The following is a 22,355-nucleotide window of genomic DNA, read 5'->3' as shown; positions in this document are numbered from 1 at the left end:
CCTGCTCTGGCCCCCTTCACAATCTTACTCTTTATCGCCCAGCAGTACGGATTCCAGCGCGATTTTAATCATATCGTTGAAGGTCGTCTGACGTTCAGCGGCTGTGGTCTGCTCGTGGGTACGGATGTGGTCGGACACGGTGCAGATGGTCAGCGCTTTCGCGCCAAACTCAGCCGCAACACCGTAGATACCCGCCGCTTCCATCTCTACGCCCAGTACGCCGTATTTTTCCATCACGTCGAACATTTCGCCGTCCGGAGAATAGAACAGGTCTGCGGAGAACAGGTTGCCCACGCGCGCGTCTACGCCCAGCGCTTTTGCCGCGTCAACCGCGTTACGTACCATGTCGAAGTCAGCGATAGCCGCAAAGTCATGATCTTTAAAGCGGATACGGTTCACTTTGGAGTCGGTGCAGGCACCCATACCGATCACCACGTCGCGCAGTTTGACGTCCATGCGCACAGCGCCGCAGGAGCCGACGCGAATGATTTTCTTCACGCCGAAATCGGTGATCAGCTCTTTGGTGTAGATGGAGCAGGACGGGATACCCATACCGTGGCCCATCACGGAGATCTTACGGCCTTTGTAAGTCCCGGTGAAACCTAACATGCCGCGAACGTTGTTCACTTCGCGAACATCTTCGAGGAAAGTCTCAGCAATGTGCTTCGCGCGCAGCGGGTCGCCCGGCATCAATACGACGTCAGCAAAATCACCCATTTCTGCATTAATATGTGGAGTTGCCATCTTCAGTTCCCTTTAAATTTGTTGTTATTGCCTGATGGCGGCTACGCCTTATCAGGCCTACAAAACGTGCGTAAAAACAGTGAAATACCCTAAGGATTTCGCGTTGCAGGAAGGCGACGAATTCGTGAATCCCCGGGAGCATAGATTAACTATGTGACCGGGGTGAGCGAATGAAGTCAACGCATCTACAGCGCGAAAGACAATGGGTATCACAGCATGTTTTTACCGTAGTCCATCGGCGATGTGCCAAAGTAGGTCGCCAGCGTCTGGCCGATATCCGCGAAGGTTTCACGGTGACCTAAAGAGCCCGGTTTGACTTTCGGACCGTAGATCAGCACCGGAATGTGCTCACGGGTATGGTCAGTACCGGTCCAGCTCGGGTCACAGCCGTGGTCAGCGGTCAGGATTAGAATGTCATCTTCCCCCACCAGCTCCATCAGCTCCGGCAGACGGCGGTCAAACAGCTCCAGGCCTGCGGCGTAGCCCGCGATGTCGCGACGGTGGCCCCAGGAAGAGTCGAAGTCGACGAAGTTAGTGAAGACGATGGTTTTATCGCCCGCTTCTTTCATCTCTTTGAGGGTCGCGTCGAACAGCGCGTCCAGACCGGTCGCTTTCACTTTCTTAGTGATGCCGCAGTTGGCGTAGATGTCGGCAATCTTACCGACGGACACCACGTGTCCCTGTTTTTCATCGACCAGTTTCTGCAGCACGGTCGGCGCTGGCGGTTCTACGGCCAGGTCGTGACGGTTACCGGTACGCTGGAAGTTACCGGCCTTGTCGCCGATAAACGGACGCGCGATCACGCGGCCAATGTTATAGCCGCCTTCGGTCAGCTCTTCACGGGCGATTTCGCACAGCTCGTAGAGTTTATCCAGGCCAAAGGTCTCTTCGTGGCAGGCAATCTGGAACACGGAGTCAGCGGAGGTGTAGAAAATCGGCTTGCCGGTTTTCATGTGCTCTTCGCCGAGCTGGTCCAGAATAACGGTGCCGGAAGAGTGGCAGTTACCGAGATAGCCCGGCAGGTTGGCGCGTTTCACCAGCTTATCCAGCAGTTCCTGCGGGAAGCTGTTTTCGTGGTCGCTGAAATAGCCCCAGTCGAACAGCACCGGCACGCCGGCGATTTCCCAGTGGCCGGACGGCGTATCTTTGCCGGAGGACAGTTCGTGCGCCCATGCGTATGCGCCAATAACGTCCGCGTTGCCGTCCATGCCGGCGGCAATTTTACCGGTAGAGCCTTCATGCGCTTTCACCAGCCCCAGACGAGTCAGGTTAGGCAGATTCAACGGGCCTTTACGGCCATTGTCAGCTTCGCCTTTGGCGCAAGCTTCTGCGATGTGGCCCAGAGTGTCGGAACCTACGTCGCCAAAACGATCCGCGTCTTCAGTAGCGCCGATGCCGAATGAGTCCAGCACCATAATAAATGCACGTTTCATATCTTCTCCGTACTTAGTGCTTCAAAAATAATTGATCAGATCAGTATACAACTATTCAGTAATTCGACGATAGACCGAAGGTGTGCTTGCTGGCGCTTTATCGTCAAGGATAATTGCCGCTTTGACGGCCTTCGCCGCTTCCTGCCAACTGGCTTCGTCTTTGGCATGAATCACCGCCAGCGGGCGCTGCCCGTCGATGCTGTCGCCCAGACGGGCCATGTCGGTAAAGCCAACGCTGTAATCAATGGTATCTGACGCCTGACGACGGCCGCCGCCCATCGAGACGACCGCCATCCCCAGCGCACGCGTATCCATTGCGCTGATAAACCCTTCGGTATCAGCATATACCGCTTTGCTCAACATGGCGGTCGGCAAGTATTTATCGTAGTTCTCAACGAAATCGCTTGGCCCTTTCTGCGCGGCCACCATACGACCAAAGACTTCTGCCGCTTTACCGTTATCCAGCACCGCCTGTAATTTCGCACGCGCTTCGGCGTCGTCTTTCGCCAGCTGGCCGGAGATCAGCATCTCCACGCATAGCGCCATAGTGACGTCAAACAAGCGCGGATTGCGGTATTCACCGGTCAGGAACTGCACGGCTTCACGCACTTCCACCGCGTTACCGGCGCTTGAAGCCAGCACCTGGTTCATATCGGTTAACAACGCCGTAGTGCGAACTCCCGCGCCATTTGCCACGCCGACAATCGCTTCAGCAAGGGCTTCAGAAAGTTCATAGGTTGGCATAAACGCGCCGCTGCCGACTTTTACGTCCATTACCAGCGCATCCAGCCCTTCGGCCAGTTTCTTGGCGAGGATGGAGCCGGTGATCAGCGGAATAGAGTCCACCGTCGCGGTAATATCGCGGGTGGCGTAAAAACGTTTGTCCGCCGGTGCAAGCGAGCTGGTTTGCCCAATAATCGCCACACCCACGTCTTGAATAATTTCGCGGAAACGGTTGTCGTCCGGGAAGATATCGAAGCCCGGGATCGCTTCCAGTTTGTCGAGCGTACCGCCGGTATGTCCGAGGCCGCGACCGGAGATCATCGGCACATAACCGCCGCAAGCCGCTACCATTGGCCCCAACATCAGAGACGTCACGTCCCCTACGCCGCCGGTCGAATGCTTATCGACAATCGGGCCATTGAGATTCAGGCTTTTCCAGTCAAGGACAGTACCGGAATCCCGCATCGCCATGGTCAGCGAAACACGCTCCGGCATGGTCATATCGTGGAAGAAGATGGTCATCGCCAGGGCGGCAATCTGCCCTTCAGAGATAGTATTGTCACGAATACCATTGATAAAGAAACGAATTTCTTCGTCACTCAACGCATGACCATCACGCTTTTTACGAATAATTTCTTGTGCGAGAAACACGGTACCCTCCTGAGGGAAAAGAGTAGAAGGCTTACATCGCCGGATGGCGGCTAACGCCTTATCCGGCCTACAGGCCTGGATTTGTAGGCCGGATAAGCACAGCGCCATCCGGCAAATCAGAGCTTAGTAGCTGCTGGCGCTCTTACCGTCGCCGTGACCCAGCGCTTTCAGCAGGCTTGCCAGCAGGCTGGATGCGCCAAAGCGGTAGTGACGAGAATCTGCCCAGTCAGCGCCAAACAGTTCGTCTGCAATCGCGAGGAATTTCTGCGCGTCTTCCGCCGTACGTACGCCGCCCGCCGGTTTGAAGCCAACGGTTTTGGAAACGCCCATGTCGCGGATCACTTCCATCATGATGCGCGCGCTTTCCGGCGTAGCGTTTACCGGCACTTTACCGGTAGAGGTTTTGATGAAATCCGCACCGGCTTTGATGGAGATTTCAGAGGCTTTGCGAATCAGCGCCTCTTCTTTCAGCTCGCCAGTTTCGATGATCACTTTCAGCAATACGTTCGCTGCGGCACAAGCGTCTTTACAGGCTTTTACCAGGTCAAAACCCACCTGCTCGTTACCGGCGATCAACGCGCGGTACGGGAATACCACGTCCACTTCGTCGGCGCCGTAGGCGATCGCCGCACGGGTTTCCGCCAGCGCAATATCGATGTCATCATTGCCATGCGGGAAGTTAGTCACCGTTGCAATGCGGATGTCCGGCGTACCTTGTTCTTTCAGAGTTTTACGCGCAATCGGGATAAAACGCGGGTAAATACAAATCGCCGCCGTATTCCCGACCGGGGTTTTTGCCTGATGACACAACGCGATCACTTTTTCATTGGTGTCGTCATCGTTCAGAGTGGTCAGATCCATCAGTTTGAGCGCACGCAGGCTGCTTGCTTTTAAATCAGTCATGACATTCTCCAACGGCATTGCCGTATAAAATTTCACCTTGCGAGTCTGTTAATATTCTAACATTCACTCGCGTTTACACTTCGATATACATCACAGTTAATGAAAACTACGTACAAATTTGCATTACTGTAATGAGATCTGAATCAAATTATCCCGCCGTCACCGCCTGTTCTTCGAGCGATAAGCGCATCAGGATCAAAGTCGGTTTGCCGCCATTTTCTACAATAGCGCATCGTCCCGGCATAAAGAGGAAACGAAGATGCCTGCCTCATGCGAAACTGCGCTCCAGCAGCGTTGCCAGCAAATTGTGACCAGCCCGGTGCTCACGCCTGAACAAAAACGCCATTTTCTGGCGCTGGAAGCTGAAAACGCCCTGCCTTATCCCACTCTGCCGGAAGATGCCCGCCAGGCGCTGGATGAAGGCGTCATTTGCGATATGTTTGAGGGGCACGCCCCCTTCAAACCGCGCTACGTGTTGCCCGATTACGCCCGATTTCTGGCTAACGGTTCACAGTGGCTGGAACTGGAAGGCGCGAAAGATCTGGATGATGCGTTATCCCTACTCACCATTCTGTATCATCACGTTCCTTCCGTGACGTCCATGCCGGTTTATCTCGGCCAGCTTGATGCGTTGCTGCAACCGTATGTTAGAATTCTAACACAAGATGCGATCGATATTCGAATAAAACGTTTCTGGCGTTATCTCGACAGAACGCTGCCAGACGCCTTTATGCATGCCAATATTGGCCCTGCCGATACGCCTGTCACACGAGCGATTTTGCGCGCTGATGCCGAGCTAAAGCAGGTGGCGCCTAACCTGACGTTTATCTACGATGCGGAAATTACGCCGGACGATCTGCTGCTGGAGGTCGCCAAAAACATTTGCGAATGCAGTAAGCCACACATTTCCAATGGCCCTGTAAATGATAAAATTTTCACAAAAGGCCATTATGGCATCGTCAGTTGTTATAACTCGTTACCGCTTGGCGGCGGTGGCAGTACGCTGGTACGTCTCAACCTGAAAGCCGTGGCAGAACGCAGTACGTCTGTCGATGACTTCTTTTCACGTACGCTACCGCACTACTGCCGACAGCAGATCGCCATCATTAATTCACGATGTGAATTCCTCTATGAAAAGTCACATTTCTTTGAGAATAGCTTTCTTGTACAGGAAGGTTTGATCGATCCCGAACGTTTTGCGCCGATGTTCGGTATGTACGGGCTGGCGGAAGCCGTGAATCTGCTGTGCGAAAACGCGGGCCTGAACGCCCGTTACGGCAAGAATGAAACGGCGAACGAGCTGGGCTACCGTATTAGCGCCCAACTGGCGGATTTCGTCGAAAATACGCCAGTGAAGTATGGCTGGAAGCAACGGGCGCTGCTCCATGCCCAGTCTGGCATCAGTTCCGATATTGGCACTACGCCGGGCGCACGTCTGCCGTATGGCGATGAACCGGACCCTATCACCCATTTGCAAACCGTCGCGCCGCACCATGCCTTTTATCATGCCGGGATCAGCGACATTCTGACGCTGGACGAAACCATCAAGCGTAATCCGCAGGCGCTGGTTCAGCTTTGTCTTGGCGCGTTCAAAGCCGGGATGCGGGAATTTACCGCCAATGTCAGCGGCAACGATCTGGTGCGCGTCACCGGTTATATGGTGCGCCTGTCGGATCTGGCGAAATTTCGCGCCGAAGGCTCGCGCACGAATACCACCTGGCTGGGAGAAGAAGCCGCACGTAATACCCGCATCCTGGAACGACAGCCACGCGTAGTCAGCCATGAACAACAGATGCGCTTTAGTCAGTAAGATCATTGCGTTTTCCTGCGTCGATGGGCCAGGCAGCCGCCTGGCATTATTCTTACAGGGCTGCAATTTGCGCTGCAAGAATTGCCATAACCCGTGGACGATGGGACGCTGTAACGACTGCGGGGAATGCGTATCGCAGTGTCCGCACCACGCCCTCAGCGTTGATGGCGGGAAAGTGGTATGGCGGTCGGACGTCTGCGAGCAGTGCGATACCTGCCTGAAAATGTGCCCACAGCAGGCAACGCCAATGGCGCAGACCATGAGCGTTGACGATGTGCTGCGTCATATTCGTAAAGCATCGCTGTTTATTGAAGGTATTACCGTCAGCGGCGGAGAGGCGACCACGCAATTACCGTTTATTGTGGCGCTATTTACAGCGATCAAAGCCGATCCGCAGTTACAACGACTGACCTGCCTGGTGGACAGTAATGGTCAGTTAAGCGAGACCGGCTGGCAGAAACTACTGCCGGTTTGCGACGGCGTAATGCTCGATCTGAAAGCCTGGAAGAGCGAGTGTCATCACCGTCTGACCGGACGTGATAATACGCATATTAAGCACAGTATCCGCTTCCTTGCTGCGCGGGGAAAACTGGCGGAGCTGCGGTTGCTGGCTATCCCGGGTCAGGTGGACTATGCGTCGCATATTGATTCACTGGCGGCGTTTATTACTTCGCTGGGCGAGGTTCCGGTGCGCCTGAATGCCTTTCATGCGCACGGCGTCTATGGCGAAGCGAAAGCCTGGCCAGGCGCGACGCCGCAAGAGGTGGAACGGCTGGCTGACGGATTGCGCGCGCGTGGAGTAGCGAAGCTGATTTTGCCGGCGCTATATTTGTAAGCGTCGCCTGCCGGACGGCGGCTGCGATGCCATCAGAGCCGAAACAAGGTAATGGTATTGCGATACAGCGTATCGGCTATCACCTCTGCGGGCTCCGGACGTAATTCACAGAGCGCATCAAATACGCGCGCCGCCTGCTCCGGGCGGTTCGGCTGCCCCTGAAACCCCTTTAGCGGCATATCCGGCGCATCGGTCTCCAGCAACAGCGCGTCCAGCGGCAACCGCGCCATAACATCACGGGTTTTACTGGCGCGCGGGTAGGTGATGGTGCCGCCGACGCCGATTTTATAGCCCAGTCGCACAAAGCGTTCGGCCTGTTGCAGACTGCCGGCAAAACCATGCACCACACCGGTTCGCGGTAGATCCTGGCGCTTTACGTGCATCGCCAGTTTGTCATGCGTGCGCCGCGAGTGCAGGATCACCGGCAGATCGTAGCGTTTTGCCAGTTGCAGCTGCGCGTCTAAAAATCGCTCTTGCCTGGCGAACTGCGGGTCGTCGCGATAAAGATCGAGACCGATCTCGCCTACCGCCACGACGTTCTGTTGTTGCGCCAGCGCCTGTTGTAGCTTATCAGGATCGTCATCGGCATGACGCTCAATCACAATGGGGTGTAATCCCAGCGCAGCATAAAGCGACGGGAAACGCGCCGCCAGCGCCAGCACGCGGGGAAAGTGAGCCGCCTCGGTCGCCGGCACGATGATTTTTTCAACGCCCGCCTCACAGGCACGCTGAATACTGGCGCGCTCATCGCCCGTAAAGGGCGGGAAATCAAAATGGCAATGCGTATCGATAAAGCGCCAGCTCACGCCAGATCCTCGTCGGTAAATGTGGTGTCGTTTGCCTGCGGCGCGCTAATGACCTCCGCCACATGCGTATCATTGGCCACCGGTGCCGGAGGCACGACCACCGTTTCCGGCACGGCAATCCGCGACGAATGGCGCAAGAGAGGCGGCGTTGCGGCGAGCAATTTACCAACGGTGGCAAGGAAATAACGCCCGCATAATTGCCCGGTTTTGTAATCCTCACGCAGCGCCGGGATACGGCTGCCCAGCGCCATGCTGTGCAGCGGTTTCGGCGGATAAATTTCAATGATCCGCAGCTTACCCGGCGGCTTTTCAATAAATTGTTGGATCGCGCTGTAGGACGTTTCATGATGCTGCACCAGGTTGACCAACGGCTGTAGACTGCTCTCTCCCAGCCAGCGCTCCATACGCTTAAACCACTGCGGCGTGTAATACATTTGCGAGGGTACGGTGCGGATCACCACAATGGTTTTCGCCCCCCGCTTTGCCGCCTCCTGAACCGGAATGGCGTCGCTAATGCCACCGTCCAGATAGTTGATGCCCTCTAACGTAACGCCGGTACGGTAGAAACCCGGTATGGCGCTGGAGGCGCGAATGATATCAAGCCAGTTTTGTTTTGTCGGCGAGAAATAGCCCGGCGTGTAATCATCCCCCCGGCAGGCGCACATATAAAAGGATTTTCCGCTGTCGAACAGGCGCGCTGCGGTATCCATTTGCAGCGGCATCCGGGCGGCGGTGGATTCCACCAGCCAGTCGAGGTCAATAAGGTTTCCTCCGCGTACAAATCGTAGCGGATCAAAAAATTCGCGCCTGGTGGTATAGCGCATAATGACTTTACGCCCGTAGCCGGGCTGGTTGCAGAGATACGCCGAGAGATTTTGCGCACCGGCTGATGTGCCGAAGTAGAGATGGAAAGGATTAAACTGCGCACGCATAAACTCATCCAGCACGCCTGCGGTAAAGATACCCCGCTGCCCCCCGCCCTCACAGACCAGCGCCATACGGCCTGGCCGGAACGGTGTTAATGATAACGGCGCAATATTGCCGAGCGTAACCGGTATTCGCTGGCCCACCTCTGCCTTCCTGTTTTTCATTTTTTTCCAGGCTGACAAGGTAACGCAAAACGTTAACGGCTAAAACCGTAAAAGCCAGTCCGGTGGACTGGCTTGATAGCAATATATCTTTACAGATGCCTGCTAGGGTCGTTTACGGCCCATGAACAGGCTGACCAGGAAGAGCACGATCCCGACGACGAAGACGATTTTCGCCGCGCCGGCAGCCGTACCAGCCAGTCCACCAAAACCCAATGCGGCGGCAATTAACGCGATAACCAGAAATATAATGCCCCAACGAAACATAAGCCTCTCCTTTACCATAGTTAATGTCGACCGCTAAATATGAGCGCTCAGGCTACTCATTCGCGATATTTTTAGTGTGGTGCACATTACGCCTCCCGACAAACGTCGGGAGGACGAATTACGACGAATTACTGAACTTTCAGATCGTTTTTAACACTTTTTACGCCATCAACGGCTTTCGCGATGCTTTCAGCGCGGTCGCTTTGTTCCTGAGTTTCAACAGTACCGGAGAGCTGTACGACGCCATCGGTCGTTTCCACTTTCACTTTACGGGAAGGGACGAGATCGTCCGCCAGCAACTTGGCTTTGACTTCACTGGTCGTGGCCGTATCGCCGGCATAACCTTTCACGGAACCTTCTTTATTGTCGCGAACGTGAAGTTTGTCGCTAACGGAGGTCACGCCTTCTACGCCTTTCGCCACTTTCACGGCGGCTTCAGCCTGCGCCTGGCTTTCTACAAAGCCGCTCAGGGTGACGACTTTCTGATTGGTTTCGACAGAAATATCGGTGCTTTTAATATTGTCATGGTCTACCAGCGCAGCTTTGACTTTCGCAGTGATAGCGCTGTCATCCATGAAGTTACCGACTTTATTCATAGAGCTATCGACTTTTTGCCCTGCGGTTTCGGTTCCGCTTTGCGCCTTGTCCGTTGTTGCGTTTTCTGCAAAGGCAGAACCTGTCGCAACAGCAGAGGTCAACATTACGGCCAGCAGAGTTTTAGAAATCTTCAGTCTTGTCATAGTCATCGATTTTGTCCTGTATAGTTTGCTCGTAATTTGAGCTCAGGCAACACGAGGTTGCATTGCTGAATGCGGTGAAACTCACCGGTTTCTGAAGTCAATGACTGGCATCACATTCGTGAATTTGTAACGACGCGTCGCCTGCCACCCTTCCGTTTCAGTTATTAATATCGTGACTGAAACAAATCTCAGCTTTAAGCTCTCATATTCACGCATTGAACAGGCATTAAAGCCGACATTTATGTCATCACTTTGTTAAATATAGATCACAATTTTAAAATCGCTTGTCGGTGCGTATAAAAAACAGGCAGATCGGAGAAAAAACGCGGGATTTAAGAACATTCCGTAAGCGGTTAAAAAGGCAGGGAAAGTACGAAGGCGCGGCGGATGCCGCGCCCGGAAAGGGATCAGTGTTCGCGCGTTTTACGGAACTGAACGTCAGGGTAACGTTCCTGGGTCAGGTTCAGGTTAACCATCGTGGGGGCGATATAGGTGAGATTGTCGCCGCCATCCAGCGCCAGCTGCGTTTCATTCTTACGCTTAAACTCTTCGAATTTCTTCGCATCGGCGCTTTCCACCCAGCGCGCCGTCGCCACGTTGACGGATTCATAAATCGCCTCAACGTTGTATTCGCTTTTCAGGCGCGCGACAACAACGTCAAACTGCAAAACGCCCACGGCGCCGACAATCAGATCGTTGTTGGAGATGGGACGGAATACCTGCACCGCCCCCTCTTCAGAAAGCTGCACCAGCCCTTTCAGTAGCTGCTTCTGCTTGAGCGGATCTTTCAGGCGAATACGACGGAACAGTTCCGGCGCAAAGTTCGGGATACCGGTAAACTTCATCATCTCGCCCTGAGTGAAGGTATCGCCGATCTGAATGGTGCCGTGGTTATGCAGACCCAAAATATCGCCCGGGTACGCTTCTTCAACGTGCGAACGGTCGCCCGCCATAAAAGTTAACGCGTCGGAAATCACCACATCTTTGCCGGTACGGACCTGGCGTAGCTTCATGCCCTTCTCATACTTACCGGAAACCACGCGCATAAACGCCACGCGGTCGCGGTGTTTCGGATCCATATTGGCCTGAATTTTAAAGACAAAACCGGTGAATTTCTCTTCCGAGGCTTCCACTATGCGGGTATCGGTTTGACGCGGCATCGGCGCAGGCGCCCACGCCACTAAACCATCCAGCATATGGTCAACGCCAAAGTTACCCAGCGCGGTACCGAAAAATACCGGGGTAATTTCCCCTGCCAGGAACAGCTCTTCATCAAACTCGTTAGACGCGCCCTGCACCAGTTCCAGCTCGTCGCGCAGTTGCTGCGCCAGGTCTTCACCGACGGCGGCGTCCAGATCCGGGTTATTCAGCCCTTTAACGATGCGCACTTCCTGAATGGTGTGGCCCTTACCGGTCTGATACAGATAAGTTTCATCTTTATAAAGGTGATAAACGCCCTTAAACAGCTTGCCGCAGCCAATCGGCCAGGTGATCGGCGCACAGCCGATTTTCAGCTCATTTTCCACTTCATCCAGCAGCTCCATCGGGTCGCGGATGTCACGGTCGAGTTTGTTCATAAAGGTCAGGATCGGCGTATCACGCAGACGGGTAACTTCCATCAGCTTACGAGTCCTGTCTTCAACACCTTTTGCGGCGTCGATCACCATCAGACAGCAGTCCACCGCCGTCAGGGTACGGTAGGTATCTTCGGAGAAGTCTTCGTGCCCCGGGGTGTCCAGCAGGTTCACCAGACAGTCGTGATACGGGAACTGCATCACCGAGGTGGTGATAGAGATACCACGCTGTTTTTCCATCTCCATCCAGTCAGATTTTGCATGTTGGCTGGAGCCACGGCCTTTTACCGTACCGGCGGTCTGAATCGCCTGTCCGAACAGCAACACTTTTTCGGTAATGGTGGTTTTACCGGCGTCCGGGTGAGAAATAATGGCAAAAGTGCGGCGTTTGGCCACCTCTTGCAAATAAGGAGACAACGTCATAGTCAAATCTTCTTGAGTAAGCGCGGCGTTTGACCACGCATGTTGAATACGAAAAATGCGGCTATTTTACCCATCAACCTGGGGGAGGCAATCAGTGTTTACACAGGAGCTGCTCCAGTTCGCTTAATGACGCCACAGTCCAGGTTGGATGAATACCCGCGGGCTGCTCGCGATGATGCGCGTTAAGCCAGCAGGTCGACAGTCCGGCGTTAATGCCGCCAAGAATATCGGATTCCGCGGTATCGCCAACCATTAATACGCGCGAGCGGTCAGGATTCCCCGCCTGCTCCAGGGCGTAGTTAAAGATTTTCGGATCGGGCTTCGCGACGCCAACCTGCTCGGAAATCACCAGCAGATCGAAATACTCACGCAGCCCGGTGCGCTCCAGACGAGTTTGTTGTAGCGCGGTAAAACCGTTAGTAATAATACCGATTTTAGCCTGCCCGCGAATCGCATTAAGTAGCGAAACGGCGCCCGGCAAAGGAGAACAGATCTCCGCCATCGCACTAATAAAAGCGTCATTCAGCAGCCCCGGCGCAACGTTTAGCCGTTCAGCCCAACTTTGAAAGCGCGCGTGCTGCAATTGTAATGAGGTAATCGCGCCGTTCTGATAATCCACCCATAGCGGCTTATTCACGGCCTGGTAATCCTGGAAATCCTCAGCGGTAAAGGTGACGCTATAGTCAAGGAACATCCGCTGTAAGCCGGTGAAAGAATCAAACGTAAACAGCGTTTCATCGGCATCAAAGAAAATCCAGTCCCACTTCATCATTACACCTTGCCTCTTTTATTACATGCTTATCGGTAACGCCATGATGATGGCGTCCTCATGCCCTTGTGCCGTGGGATAGTAATTGCGGCGAATCGTCGCCTCGTTAAACCCCAGACTTTCATACAGCGCGATGGCGGCAGCGTTAGAGGCGCGTACCTCCAGCCATAGCGTTACAACCCCACGTTTTTCCAGTTCATCAATCAGATGCTCAAGCAGCATACGCCCCAGCCCCCGACGCTGAAAATCCGGATCGACGGCAATATTGAACAGCGTCGCTTCGTCCAGCACCACCTGTGTAATGGCAAACGCGGCCATTCTGTCATCAGCGGTCAGCTTAAGGTTGAGATACCGTTCGCCCTGGTTGCCGAAAAACGTTTTTTCGCTCCACGGAAACGAATGAGCGCGTTGCTCAATCTGCCAGGCTGCGGGGAGATCGGTCGTGCTGAGGATAGAAATCGTGTTCATGTTCGCAGATTTGTTGCCATAGTGCGGCGCGTGCCGCCGGGTTTGCCCGGAGTTCATTAAACGCCGGCGTCGTGACCTGAGCGCCTTCGAGTTGGAGCGGCACGTCAGTTCCTAACCGCCAGCTATTACAACGGCTGCCCTGCGGCAGCATGGCGACGCGCTCAGGCGCCAGGGGTAAAACCTGATCGGGACTCACGGTCAACGCGCGTAAAATATCGCGCATTAGCGGCTCGTTCAGCGCGGGTAATTCCTCTGCAACCACGATCAGACGAACGTGCGCGGGAAGGGAAATCGCAATCTCGCCCTGTAGCGCGCCAGGACGTCGCAGCGCCCACTGCGTAATACCCAGTTGCTGTAACTGCCAGTCTCGTCGGGATGTCATAGCGAAACGCTCCTGTAATCAGGGGCGCAAATATAGCAAATCTGTCGAATCTCCGCCATCAAACTACTATAATCGCCGCCAGTCTGAATTAAGGAGCATTCCATGTCTGCTTTTACCCCGGCAAGTGAAGTCTTGCTGCGCCACAGTGATGATTTCGAACAAAGCCGTATTCTTTTTGCCGGAGATTTGCAGGATGACCTGCCCGCGCGCTTTGAATGCGCCGCCAGCCGCGCGCATACGCAACAGTTTCACCACTGGCAGGCGTTAAGCCGCCAGATGGGCAATAACATCCGTTTTAGCCTGGTCGCGCAAGCCAGCGATGTCGCTGACTGCGATACGCTGATCTACTACTGGCCGAAAAATAAACCCGAAGCGCAGTTCCAGTTGATGAATATTTTGTCGCTGATGCCGGTGGGCAGCGATGTTTTCGTCGTGGGAGAAAACCGCAGCGGCGTGCGTAGCGCCGAACCGATGCTGGCGGACTATGCGCCGCTGAACAAAGTAGATAGCGCGCGACGTTGCGGCCTTTACCATGGTCGTCTGGAAAAGCAGCCGCAGTTTAGTCTTGAATCCTGGTGGGCCGAGTACAATATCGACGGGCTGACCATCAAAACGTTGCCGGGCGTATTCAGCCGCGACGGACTGGATGTTGGTAGCCAACTGCTGCTGTCTACGCTGACGCCGCACACCAAAGGTAAAGTGCTGGATGTCGGCTGCGGCGCTGGCGTGCTTTCCGCCGCGCTGGCCAGCCATTCGCCGAAAGTGCGCCTGACGCTGTGTGACGTCAGCGCGCCGGCGGTGGAAGCCAGCCGCGCCACGCTTGCCGCTAATGGTCTTGAAGGCGAGGTATTCGCCAGCAACATCTTTTCGGAAGTCAAAGGACGTTTTGACATGATCATCTCCAACCCGCCGTTCCACGACGGAATGCAAACCAGCCTCGATGCGGCGCAAACGCTCATTCGCGGCGCAGTGCGCCATCTGAACAGCGGCGGAGAGTTACGCATCGTGGCGAACGCCTTTCTGCCCTATCCTAAGATTCTGGATGAGACTTTTGGCTTCCATGAAGTCATCGCGCAAACCGGGCGCTTTAAGGTTTATCGTACCGTGATGACCCGTCAGGCGAAGAAATAGTTGGCCTGATAAGCGCAGCGCCATCTGGTTGCATGTGCCGGATGGCGACGCCAGGCGTCTTATCCAACCTACGTCTCGCGCCCATTTTTGCAGCAATCAATCTGTCCCATGCAATTAACTGTTGACGAATAGCTGAAAACCACTAGAATGCGCCTCCGTGGTAGTGATTCTTTTCAAGAATCGATGGTATGCGAAGGTGGCGGAATTGGTAGACGCGCTAGCTTCAGGTGTTAGTGTCCTTACGGACGTGGGGGTTCAAGTCCCCCCCCTCGCACCAAAACCACGTTGATATTGCTCGCACTGGGCGAAGGTGGCGGAATTGGTAGACGCGCTAGCTTCAGGTGTTAGTGTTCTTACGGACGTGGGGGTTCAAGTCCCCCCCCTCGCACCAACGAGGCGATATCAAAAAGTAAGATAACTGTGCGAAGGTGGCGGAATTGGTAGACGCGCTAGCTTCAGGTGTTAGTGTCCTTACGGACGTGGGGGTTCAAGTCCCCCCCCTCGCACCAATTATCTTATCCTTCCTTAGTCTCTTCATTTTCATCCCTGATTCCAGTTCATCATTGCCAACATCATGCCGCCAATAAGCGCTATACACGATGGCAGCAGTACAAAATGCCGTAATTGTTTGTGATACAACATCAGCGCAGACAGTAGCAATCCTGATACAATCAACAGCTTCAGCGCATAAGCTGACAGGCCGATAAACGCCAGTCCAACGATAATCACTCCAGGCAATAACACGCCCCATCCGCTGCCTAACGTCCGCTGCAACATGGTTTTACCTCTGGAATTGATAATGATAACCAATATCATATGATATATTTTCTCATTTGTCAGCCAGGGAGAAAGCTAAAGAGATGAGTTTTACTTAACGGTTAATGACACGTATTCAGTAAGGTGATAAATTGTCCGACTGTTAACGTAAAAACAACAACACCTCGCTTTAGGCGACCTTTTCTCATACGTTATTTTCATGTTGGCGCCCGATTCCGTGTATATCACCGATAAATAACGACAATTACCCATGACAACACCATCCTGGCGGTCGCTTCGTATTAAGAAGTATCAGTTTTCTTTACGTCTTTTCTTGTTTCTCAACGCCGTGTCGGCGCTATTTACTCTCGTTTTCCCCCTTTATCAGATCAATGTATTTTGCACGCCAATGATCGGGATAGTGGTCCTGAGCGTATTACTGTTGATATGGCATGGGAAATATGGGCAAAAAAGAATTAATCTCCCCTTTATCTCCCTACTCTTTGGGGGAATATGGGCGGCGCATATTGCGCTAAAGTATCCGGCGTTAGGCCATTATGATTTCTCTTTTTTACTGATCTCCCTGCTTAGCGTTCTGTTTATCGGCTCGATAGCCTTTGCCGCGAATATCGTCGCGTTTACGCTCTATTCGCTACCGCCAGTCGCGGTCTGCCTGTGGCTGAACGGTAATGAACAAGGTTTGCGAATTCTCTATTTGCTGGCCCTGCCAATGGTGGGAATCGCTATTCAACATGTTATCCAGAAACGCTACGATAATTTTGCCCAACAGCTCATGTTTAAGCTGCTGGCCGAGCGGGAAACCCTCAATGGCCTGAGTATGCTTGATCCATTAACCGGCTTATATAACCGCCGTGGCCTGCAAAATCGGCTGGATACGTTACAGGCGCCGGGCAGCCATGAACACTACGTCCTGCTATTGGATATCGATCATTTCAAAGCGTACAACGATCACTACGGTCATATGATGGGCGATCAGGCGTTAATCCGCGTCTCAGCGGCAATTCGGGACGCCGTGCGATCGCGCGATGTCGTCTGCCGTTTTGGCGGGGAAGAATTTCTGGTGTTGCTGACCACCGCCGAACCACAGCAAGCCCGCGCTACCGCAGAACGTATCCGACAGGAAGTATACGATCTTAAAATCCCGCATATGTTTAACGAAAGCGTCGCCACCAATGTCACTGTCAGTATCGGCATTGCGCCCCTGACGGATCGCAATATCGGAGACGCTATCGAAAAAGCGGATAAAGCGCTCTACGAAGCCAAGCATCTTGGACGTAACCACATTCTGGTCAGCGACGACATGCGCGCCCTATGAATCCTGCTGACGTAATCGTGCTACGCCAACAGCGTTAACCATAAACCGCTTGCCATCGTTTATCGCTATCGATAGGATTAGCAATCATTATCATTTAGATTAACATCATTAAACTGCGCTATGGCCTACCGTTCCGCACCGATTGCTGACGATATTATCTGGCGAGCTGCTCCCCAGCCGGAAGACGCCTCGCTGGCGGACGCAGTACGCGAGACGATCGCCTCTACCCGTGAGCACCTGTTGGACTTCATCCGGCTGGATGAAACACCGCCGCCAACGGCAATGACTCTTGCCCAGTGGACGCGCCCCGCGACGTTTCGTTCATTGCTGGCCGCCTATTCCGATCACATCTATCGGCACACGCCAGGCCTGGCACGTGAAAATAAGCCGTTACTCTCCCTGTGGGCGCAATGGTATATCGGGCTGATGGCGCCGCCGCTGATGCTGGCATTACTGACGCAAGCGCGCGCTATCGATGTCTCGGCAGAACATATTCACGTTGAATTTCATGAAACCGGGCGCGCCGCGTGTTTCTGGCTTGACGTGCATCAGGATAACCTGGCAACGGGGCGTTCCCCGGAAGAACGAATGGAAACGCTGATAGTCTCCGCACTACAGCCGGTCATTCAGGCGCTGGAGGCGACTGGCGACATCAACGCGAAACTTATCTGGAGCAATACCGGTTATTTAATTAACTGGTATCTGACTGAGATGAAACCGCTGCTTGGCGAAGCCCTGCTGGCAACGCTACGCCAGCGCTGTTTTTTTGAAAAGCAGCTATCCGACGGTCAGGATAACCCGCTGTGGCGGACCGTCGTAATGCGCGACGGTCTTCTGGTACGCAGAACCTGCTGTCAACGTTACCGCTTACCTGATGTACAGCAGTGCGGCGACTGCACGCTAAAGTAAACCGCTTTACGCTACCTTCAGTTATCGTCACGGCTTACTGCTGCTGGCCTGTCACATTATTATATTTACAGCGGCGCTCTCCGTATGCCAAATTACGTTTTGCCATTTTTGGGTCTACCGTGGCTATTGGTAAGGTCTCAGGAGAGAAGAATGAGTCTGCAATCTGTACGGCAATTTCTGGCCGATCATGCTCCCGATATTGAAATTATCGAATTAAATCAAAGTACAGCGACTGTCGAACTGGCAGCCAAAGCGCACAACGTAGAGCCAGGGCAGATAGCTAAGACGCTCTCGCTTAAAGTAAAAGACACCATTATCCTGGTGGTCGCGAAAGGCGATGCCCGCCTGGATAATAAGAAGCTTAAAACCACTTTCGGCGCAAAAGCCCGTATGTTGAGCAGCGATGAAGTGGTCAATGCAACCGGACATCCTGTCGGCGGCGTATGTCCTTTCGGGCTGGAGCACCCGCTGCCCGTTTATTGCGACATCTCTCTGAAGGGGTATAACGAAGTATTGCCTGCCGCAGGCGCCACGCACAGCGCGGTACGCATCACGCCGGAAAGAATGGCTGAACTGACATCGGCGACCTGGGTAGACGTGTGCCAATAACGTGCCTGACACCCGGATTCCCCGAACAAGCACGGCGCATCCGGCGCGGGCTATACCCGATGCTGGAGCGCGGTAGCATCGCCGGCGCGCAGATATAACAGAATATCCGCCGCATCGAGTAACCCGGCATCAGAACTCACGCCCAGCTTGGACATCACATTAAACTTATGCGCCCGGATAGTCTTAATGTTACGTTCTAACTGGACGGCAATTTGCGGCATTGAGTAGCCGTTCGACATGAAACGCAGAATCTCCCGCTCGGTTGGACTAAGCATACAATTCTGGTGAAGCTCCCAAAGATTGTCTGTACGCTCCGTTGTCCGCCGGGCGCTATTAAGCGATGTAAATAAGGCATCCTGTAAAACATCCAACGGCGACGCTTTGCTGATGACCCCATCCAGCGGCAGCGGGGATAATGCGCTGATTAAGCGGGCTTCAGCATCATCATCGGCAATCACCAGACGCCGCATATGGGGATAATTTATCGCCAGTTCCGTCAGGCTGGATAATCCTGTCCGGCGTTCAGTTCTTAACGCAGAAAGAGAAAAAATAACGGCAGAAAACGGCGTCTTTAGCGCAGCCTTATAAAACGCGGATGGTTTTGAAAAAATATGAAGCGTATGTCGGCAATCCGGCATTGCATCAAATAGCCCTTTAATACCAATGGTGCTCATCACGCATTTTTCTACGAGCGCAACATTTCTCTTGCTGATTCTGTTTTCCATTCCATGGTTTCTCCATATACCGAAGGTAGGTTCAATTCTCTGGCTCCCTGAGAACTGTTTATCCATGCATACATCTCTGCATTACTGTGTATTGATAAGCGTCGCATGGCGCTATTTTTTTGGGCGCTAATTGTTTTATTACTTTTTTTAAGTAACGCCGCAATTTGGTTAATGCCCCACCCTTTTCCTAAAAGGCGTAATACTTTTCGTTCAGACAGCGTAAGGACAATCGGCCTGTCGTGGGCCTGCTGAATTTCAGACGGTACCTGAGGCGATAATAACGTTTTGCTTATTCTTTCTGAGCGAGCGTTTCCCGCATGGATAACGCTAATAAGATTCTCGATTGGCTCTTCGTCTGAAAGCAAGGTGCTGACGGGGCCCATCAGGAGATCAACCGCATGTGGATAGCAGGATTTAGGAACCAGAAATACCCAATGTATGTCGCGATATTGCGAGATTAAGCTATAAAAATATTCGCAGATAGCGCGGGAAGAGGCATTGTTAACTGCTAAATCAGCAATAACTAAATTACTCCGGCGTAGCTGTAGCAGCGTTAGCTCTTCTATCGTACGACAATACGCCAGTTTATAATCGGGGAAATTACCTGTTATAGCCCCTTTAAGGCCTTCCTGTATAAGAGGGGTTTTACTGATAATAAGTCCATTTTTGCAGCATCCTGGCAGCATAATTCCTCCGCACCCACGCCGCCACTTTTCATTGCCCCATTAATAAAAACACTATTAACAATGATCGCAAAGAAATATAGGCCGAGTGGATTAATTATCCTTGTTTTATTTTTAAATATCTAACATCGATTGCGCTACAATCCACATAGCACAAAAACATGAAATCACTATCGCATAGTTACTCATAAAACCAGAAGCAAGACAATTAAATTAACTAAATTTGCACATTAGCAATTCTAACGAAAACGCATCATATTAATAAATTTAAAATATGAGTTCGCCCTTCATTCATATTGCTGAGTCCTAAAACAAAAGCCCAACAATACTGTCTACCATCCATAAAACCCATGTAATATCTACGAATTACACTAAGTCATGCCTATTTTTACGCCCGCTGCTCACGCCATTGTGGTTAAACCATTAATGCATATCGTTGATAAAATTCACCACATCATTGATTCAAAAATGAGCGGCCAGGCTGGCATAATGCCTCTATTCTGGAAACGGACATACAAGAACCGTCGCCCATAAGGATATCCTGCCTGTGACGAAGCGCACGTCTCAGGAAGCTTATGCGTTGCGTCTGGCGGCTGACGTTTTTATCAACAAGAAATTGATCTTAACCAACGCCATCATGCCTGCGCTTCGTGTTAAAAAGAAAGCCTCTGTCATAGTGGCGGCGCATAGAATGTCTTTTCGGACAGGACGAGTCATGCAAGAAGAGCAATCAATTCAACGAGCAGTAACACGGTTATGTATTCAATGCGGGCTGCTTTTATTGCAGCACGGGGCGGAAAGCGCACTGGTTGATGAGCTTTCCACCCGACTCGGTTTGGCGCTCGGTATGGATAGCGTCGAAAGCGCGATCTCCTCTAACGCCATTGTCCTGACGACCATTAAAGACGGACAATGTCTGACATCGACACGTAAAAACCAGGATCGCGGCATTAATATGCATGTCGTCACGGAGGTTCAGCATATCGTTATCCTCGCGGAACATCGTCTGCTGGATTACAAAGGCGTGGAAAAACGCTTTAGCCAGCTCCGCCCGCTGCGTTATCCGCGCTGGCTGGTGGCGTTTATGGTCGGTCTTTCCTGCTCCTGCTTTTGTAAGCTGAATAATGGCGGCTGGGATGGCGCGGTTATCACCTTTTTCGCCAGTATGATAGCCATGTATATTCGCCAGATGCTGGCGCAGCGGCATTTACATCCGCAGATCAATTTTTGCATTACCGCCTTTGTCGCTACCACGATTTCCGGGCTGATGCTCACCCTTCCCGCCTTTAGCCAGACGCCCACTATCGCCATGGCGGCGAGCGTACTGCTACTGGTGCCGGGCTTTCCGCTGATTAATTCCGTCGCAGATATGTTTAAAGGACATATTAATACCGGGCTGGCGCGCTGGGCTATCGCCAGCCTGTTGACACTGGCCACCTGTGTGGGCGTAGTGATGTCAATGACAGTATGGGGGCTACGAGGATGGGTATAATCGACTTTTTACTGGCGCTAATGCAGGACATGATCTTGTCTGCGATCCCCGCCGTCGGGTTTGCGATGGTCTTTAATGTTCCCCACCGGGCGCTTCCGTGGTGCGCGCTACTGGGGGCGCTGGGTCATGGCTCGCGTATGCTGATGATGAGCGCAGGCTTTAATATCGAATGGTCGACGTTTATGGCTTCGCTGCTGGTCGGCAGTATTGGTATTCAGTGGTCACGCTGGTATCTCGCTCACCCTAAAGTGTTTACCGTCGCGGCCGTGATCCCGATGTTTCCGGGGATTTCCGCCTATACCGCGATGATTTCCGCAGTAAAAATTAGCCATCTGGGCTATAGCGAACCGATGATGATTACGCTGCTGACCAATTTTCTGAAAGCCTCTTCCATTGTTGGCGCGCTCTCAATTGGCCTCTCTGTACCGGGATTATGGCTGTACCGCAAACGCCCCCGCGTGTGATCGGTGGAACGCCTCCTGCTGTTCTTACAGGTCTGTGTGGTACTATAAAAACAGTCGCCCTTCTCGGTTGTTGTTCCATATTGAGAAACATTATGTCTTCCAGAATTTTAACGTCGGACGTCATCGGTATTGACGCCCTTTTACACGATCATCATGCTGTGCTGGCGAAGTCAACGGGCGGCGCAGTGGCGGTATTCGCTAATAATGCGCCTGCCTTTTATGCCGTGACGCCTGCACGCATGGCTGAACTGCTGGCGCTTGAAGAAAAGTTATCACGTCCGGGAAGCGATGTGGCGTTAGACGCGCAATTTTACGAAGAACCCGAAGCCGCCCCCGTTGCGATTCCCTGCGGAAAATTCGCCATGTATCCCGCCTGGCAACCGGATGCGGATTTTCAGCGTCAGGCTGCCCTTTGGGGCGTGGCGCTTCGGGAGCCAGTCACCGCAGAAGAGCTGGCGGCGTTTATCGCCTACTGGCAGGCGGAAGGTAAGGTTTTTCACCATATCCAGTGGCAGCAAAAGCTGGCGCGCAGCGTGCAAATCAGCCGCTCCAGCAATGGCGGAATGCCGCAGCGCGACATCAATAGCGTCAGCGAACCTGACAATCATATTCCACCAGGTTTTAGGGGGTAACG

24 protein-coding genes and 3 tRNA genes are annotated in these 22,355 nt (G+C 53.1%); 12 read left to right on the top strand and 15 right to left on the bottom strand.

What is annotated here, in order from left to right; genetic code table 11:
• Positions 1-24 precede the first annotated feature (24 nt).
• From deoD to deoC, 4 genes are all read right to left on the bottom strand, one after another.
• Positions 25-744: a purine-nucleoside phosphorylase gene (deoD, locus tag ACLJPQ_RS10395; RefSeq protein WP_000224864.1), complete on the bottom strand. Its 720-nt coding sequence runs from the start codon at positions 742-744 to the stop codon at positions 25-27.
• Positions 745-953: 209 nt separating this feature from the next.
• On the bottom strand, positions 954-2,177 hold the full coding sequence (gene deoB / locus ACLJPQ_RS10390; protein WP_000816454.1) for a phosphopentomutase: 1,224 nt from the start codon (positions 2,175-2,177) through the stop codon (positions 954-956).
• Between the two features lie 51 nt (positions 2,178-2,228).
• Positions 2,229-3,551, bottom strand: coding sequence for a thymidine phosphorylase (gene deoA, locus ACLJPQ_RS10385; RefSeq protein ID WP_000477838.1), 1,323 nt, complete (start codon positions 3,549-3,551; stop codon positions 2,229-2,231).
• A gap of 123 nt (positions 3,552-3,674) precedes the next feature.
• Positions 3,675-4,454 carry a deoxyribose-phosphate aldolase gene (gene deoC / locus ACLJPQ_RS10380; RefSeq protein ID WP_001519713.1) on the bottom strand — a complete coding sequence of 260 codons (780 nt, stop codon included), beginning with the start codon at positions 4,452-4,454 and terminating at the stop codon, positions 3,675-3,677.
• Between the two features lie 259 nt (positions 4,455-4,713).
• On the opposite strand from deoC, the gene ACLJPQ_RS10375 reads away from it, so the two are divergent.
• Together ACLJPQ_RS10375 and ACLJPQ_RS10370 are read left to right on the top strand one after the other, a co-directional pair.
• The gene (locus tag ACLJPQ_RS10375; RefSeq protein WP_001111686.1) at positions 4,714-6,264 is read left to right on the top strand and encodes a YjjI family glycine radical enzyme; all 1,551 of its coding nucleotides are present in this window, start codon (positions 4,714-4,716) and stop codon (positions 6,262-6,264) included.
• Positions 6,236-7,099, top strand: coding sequence for a YjjW family glycine radical enzyme activase (locus tag ACLJPQ_RS10370; protein ID WP_080185056.1), 864 nt, complete (start codon positions 6,236-6,238; stop codon positions 7,097-7,099). Before ACLJPQ_RS10375 ends, ACLJPQ_RS10370 begins: the two co-directional genes overlap by 29 nt.
• A gap of 32 nt (positions 7,100-7,131) precedes the next feature.
• Here the strand turns inward: ACLJPQ_RS10370 and ACLJPQ_RS10365 are convergent, their stop codons facing one another.
• The 8 genes from ACLJPQ_RS10365 to ACLJPQ_RS10330 all read right to left on the bottom strand — a co-directional run bounded on the left by ACLJPQ_RS10365 (position 7,132) and on the right by ACLJPQ_RS10330 (position 13,616).
• Positions 7,132-7,905 (bottom strand): metal-dependent hydrolase, encoded by a 774-nt coding sequence (locus ACLJPQ_RS10365; RefSeq protein ID WP_079966174.1) that lies wholly within the window; start codon positions 7,903-7,905, stop codon positions 7,132-7,134.
• Complete coding sequence (locus ACLJPQ_RS10360; RefSeq protein ID WP_000531538.1) at positions 7,902-8,975, bottom strand: patatin family protein; 1,074 nt, start codon at positions 8,973-8,975, stop codon at positions 7,902-7,904. The genes ACLJPQ_RS10365 and ACLJPQ_RS10360 overlap by 4 nt, the downstream gene beginning before the upstream one ends.
• Before the next feature lie 123 nt (positions 8,976-9,098).
• Positions 9,099-9,260 carry a DUF1328 domain-containing protein gene (locus tag ACLJPQ_RS10355; protein ID WP_000490276.1) on the bottom strand — a complete coding sequence of 54 codons (162 nt, stop codon included), beginning with the start codon at positions 9,258-9,260 and terminating at the stop codon, positions 9,099-9,101.
• 128 nt (positions 9,261-9,388) lie between these two features.
• The gene (osmY, locus tag ACLJPQ_RS10350; RefSeq protein WP_000178963.1) at positions 9,389-10,006 is read right to left on the bottom strand and encodes a molecular chaperone OsmY; all 618 of its coding nucleotides are present in this window, start codon (positions 10,004-10,006) and stop codon (positions 9,389-9,391) included.
• A 401-nt stretch (positions 10,007-10,407) separates the two neighbouring features.
• Entirely contained in the window at positions 10,408-11,997 is a 1,590-nt protein-coding gene (gene prfC / locus ACLJPQ_RS10345) for a peptide chain release factor 3 (RefSeq protein WP_080185055.1), read from the bottom strand.
• 91 nt (positions 11,998-12,088) lie between these two features.
• Complete coding sequence (gene yjjG, locus ACLJPQ_RS10340) at positions 12,089-12,766, bottom strand: pyrimidine 5'-nucleotidase (protein WP_000870686.1); 678 nt, start codon at positions 12,764-12,766, stop codon at positions 12,089-12,091.
• A 21-nt stretch (positions 12,767-12,787) separates the two neighbouring features.
• On the bottom strand, positions 12,788-13,234 hold the full coding sequence (gene rimI, locus ACLJPQ_RS10335; RefSeq protein WP_080185054.1) for a ribosomal protein S18-alanine N-acetyltransferase: 447 nt from the start codon (positions 13,232-13,234) through the stop codon (positions 12,788-12,790).
• Positions 13,179-13,616 carry a DNA polymerase III subunit psi gene (locus ACLJPQ_RS10330; RefSeq protein WP_080185053.1) on the bottom strand — a complete coding sequence of 146 codons (438 nt, stop codon included), beginning with the start codon at positions 13,614-13,616 and terminating at the stop codon, positions 13,179-13,181. Before ACLJPQ_RS10330 ends, rimI begins: the two co-directional genes overlap by 56 nt.
• Positions 13,617-13,718: 102 nt before the next feature.
• Between ACLJPQ_RS10330 and rsmC the strand changes: the two genes are divergently transcribed.
• The 4 genes from rsmC to ACLJPQ_RS10310 all read left to right on the top strand — a co-directional run bounded on the left by rsmC (position 13,719) and on the right by ACLJPQ_RS10310 (position 15,256).
• Positions 13,719-14,747, top strand: coding sequence for a 16S rRNA (guanine(1207)-N(2))-methyltransferase RsmC (gene rsmC, locus ACLJPQ_RS10325; protein ID WP_080185052.1), 1,029 nt, complete (start codon positions 13,719-13,721; stop codon positions 14,745-14,747).
• 190 nt (positions 14,748-14,937) lie between these two features.
• A tRNA-Leu gene (locus ACLJPQ_RS10320) sits at positions 14,938-15,024 on the top strand.
• 27 nt (positions 15,025-15,051) lie between these two features.
• A tRNA-Leu gene (locus tag ACLJPQ_RS10315) sits at positions 15,052-15,138 on the top strand.
• 31 nt (positions 15,139-15,169) lie between these two features.
• A tRNA-Leu gene (locus ACLJPQ_RS10310) sits at positions 15,170-15,256 on the top strand.
• Between the two features lie 31 nt (positions 15,257-15,287).
• Here ACLJPQ_RS10310 and ACLJPQ_RS10305 read toward each other — a convergent pair.
• On the bottom strand, positions 15,288-15,524 hold the full coding sequence (locus ACLJPQ_RS10305) for a DUF1435 domain-containing protein (RefSeq protein ID WP_000941878.1): 237 nt from the start codon (positions 15,522-15,524) through the stop codon (positions 15,288-15,290).
• 250 nt (positions 15,525-15,774) lie between these two features.
• Between ACLJPQ_RS10305 and ACLJPQ_RS10300 the strand changes: the two genes are divergently transcribed.
• From ACLJPQ_RS10300 to ACLJPQ_RS10290, 3 genes are all read left to right on the top strand, one after another.
• Positions 15,775-16,839 carry a GGDEF domain-containing protein gene (locus ACLJPQ_RS10300; protein ID WP_000211207.1) on the top strand — a complete coding sequence of 355 codons (1,065 nt, stop codon included), beginning with the start codon at positions 15,775-15,777 and terminating at the stop codon, positions 16,837-16,839.
• Between the two features lie 120 nt (positions 16,840-16,959).
• Positions 16,960-17,748 carry a siderophore-iron reductase FhuF gene (fhuF, locus tag ACLJPQ_RS10295; protein WP_000331526.1) on the top strand — a complete coding sequence of 263 codons (789 nt, stop codon included), beginning with the start codon at positions 16,960-16,962 and terminating at the stop codon, positions 17,746-17,748.
• 150 nt (positions 17,749-17,898) lie between these two features.
• A complete protein-coding gene (locus tag ACLJPQ_RS10290; protein WP_000058276.1) occupies positions 17,899-18,357 on the top strand; it encodes a YbaK/EbsC family protein in 459 nt (152 codons plus the stop codon).
• 50 nt (positions 18,358-18,407) lie between these two features.
• On the opposite strand, the gene bglJ is transcribed toward ACLJPQ_RS10290, so the two are convergent.
• On the bottom strand, positions 18,408-19,082 hold the full coding sequence (gene bglJ / locus ACLJPQ_RS10285) for a DNA-binding transcriptional activator BglJ (protein WP_000431546.1): 675 nt from the start codon (positions 19,080-19,082) through the stop codon (positions 18,408-18,410).
• Positions 19,043-19,768 (bottom strand): response regulator transcription factor, encoded by a 726-nt coding sequence (locus ACLJPQ_RS10280; protein WP_000936665.1) that lies wholly within the window; start codon positions 19,766-19,768, stop codon positions 19,043-19,045. The genes bglJ and ACLJPQ_RS10280 overlap by 40 nt, the downstream gene beginning before the upstream one ends.
• Before the next feature lie 712 nt (positions 19,769-20,480).
• Between ACLJPQ_RS10280 and ACLJPQ_RS10275 the strand changes: the two genes are divergently transcribed.
• From ACLJPQ_RS10275 to dnaT, 3 genes are all read left to right on the top strand, one after another.
• Positions 20,481-21,257, top strand: a complete 777-nt coding sequence (locus tag ACLJPQ_RS10275; RefSeq protein ID WP_001727653.1) for a threonine/serine exporter ThrE family protein — start codon at positions 20,481-20,483, stop codon at positions 21,255-21,257.
• Positions 21,248-21,721, top strand: a complete 474-nt coding sequence (locus ACLJPQ_RS10270) for a threonine/serine exporter (RefSeq protein ID WP_000511329.1) — start codon at positions 21,248-21,250, stop codon at positions 21,719-21,721. Before ACLJPQ_RS10275 ends, ACLJPQ_RS10270 begins: the two co-directional genes overlap by 10 nt.
• A gap of 92 nt (positions 21,722-21,813) precedes the next feature.
• Complete coding sequence (dnaT, locus tag ACLJPQ_RS10265; RefSeq protein ID WP_000098573.1) at positions 21,814-22,353, top strand: primosomal protein DnaT; 540 nt, start codon at positions 21,814-21,816, stop codon at positions 22,351-22,353.
• Positions 22,354-22,355 lie beyond the last annotated feature (2 nt).

The sequence above is a fragment of the Salmonella sp. SAL04213 genome (assembly GCF_046550535.1).
GTDB classification, from domain to species: domain Bacteria; phylum Pseudomonadota; class Gammaproteobacteria; order Enterobacterales; family Enterobacteriaceae; genus Salmonella; species Salmonella enterica.
The sequence above is the reverse complement of the archived record's forward strand: the minus strand, read 5'-3'. Positions and strand labels throughout refer to the sequence as shown.